Annotated in this window: 1 protein-coding gene; it reads right to left on the reverse strand. The window is 49.5% G+C overall.

Going from position 1 to position 1,151, the window contains the following annotated elements; genetic code table 11:
* The coding region (locus GRP75_RS27595) for an ABC transporter ATP-binding protein (protein WP_160790969.1) at positions 1-1,028 on the reverse strand (1,028 nt) is incomplete at its 3' end.
* Positions 1,029-1,151: the final 123 nt, after the last annotated feature.

Below are 1,151 nucleotides of genomic sequence, written 5' to 3' on the forward strand. Positions count from 1 at the left end.
TCTGCCGTGATCTGCCCTTTCACCGATAGCTCTGTAATATGCCACTCGTCGGACGCAGCCAATTGCTCCGAATGCCAGCAAGCTACCTCGCGTTCATCCTTGGCTACCAGCGGTGGCACTTCGTTTTTGCATTGATCTGTCGCATGCGGGCAACGCGGGTGAAACAAGCAGCCGGAAGGCAATGCACTCAGGCTCGGAATTGCCCCCGGGATCGAAAACAGCTTGCTGCTGCGATCTGTATCCAGTGTTGCCACCGAACGAAGTAACCCTCTAGTGTAAGGGTGCAATGGCAGCTCGAACAGTTCTTCCGTTACTGCTTGCTCCACAACTCGACCGGCATACATCACAACAATTCGATCCGCAACCTCTGCCGCAATACCCAAATCATGCGTAATCAACAGAATCGACATGTTGAATTCTGTCTTTAATTGCTGAAGCAATTGCAAAATTTGTGACTGAATCGTTACATCCAGCGCCGTTGTTGGTTCATCCGCTATTAGCAGCTCAGGGGCACATGAAAGTGCCATTGCAATCATCGCCCGTTGCAGCATCCCACCGGACAGTTCTCCGGGGTACTGCTTCATACGAATTTCCGGTTCAGGAATCCCTACCCTGTTCAGCAAATGAACCGCATGAGCCCATGCTTGCTTTCGTGTCTTCCGGTCATGCTCCATGATGATTTCTATCAACTGATACCCGATAGTGTACACCGGATCAAACGCCGACATCGGCTCCTGAAATACCATCGCCATCTTTTTACCACGAAGTGAGCGTAATTCCTGCTGTGACAAAACGGTCAAATCTATGCCCTGCAACCGTATTTGTCCTTGGGCAATTCGTCCGTTCTCATAATCGATTAGCCGCATAATCGCCTTGGAGGTAATCGTTTTTCCGCTGCCAGATTCACCGACGAGACAGACCGTTTCTCCCGCCCTGATCGTCAGTGATACGTTGTCGAGTGCTTGCAGCAAACCTTTTTTAGTGTGAAAATCGACCGACAAATGTTCAATCTCCAGCAATGATGACAAACGAACTCCCTCCTTCTATAGCACTTAAGAATAGGCTTCCTGATGCTAGTTTGCGTTCTTTTTCGGGTCCAACTGGTCTCTCAGCTTGTCGCCCAAAATATTGACTGACAACACAAACAACGT

Origin of the sequence: Paenibacillus sp. OT2-17, assembly GCF_009827695.1 — a bacterium.
In the GTDB taxonomy this organism is placed as follows: domain Bacteria; phylum Bacillota; class Bacilli; order Paenibacillales; family Paenibacillaceae; genus Paenibacillus; species Paenibacillus polymyxa_B.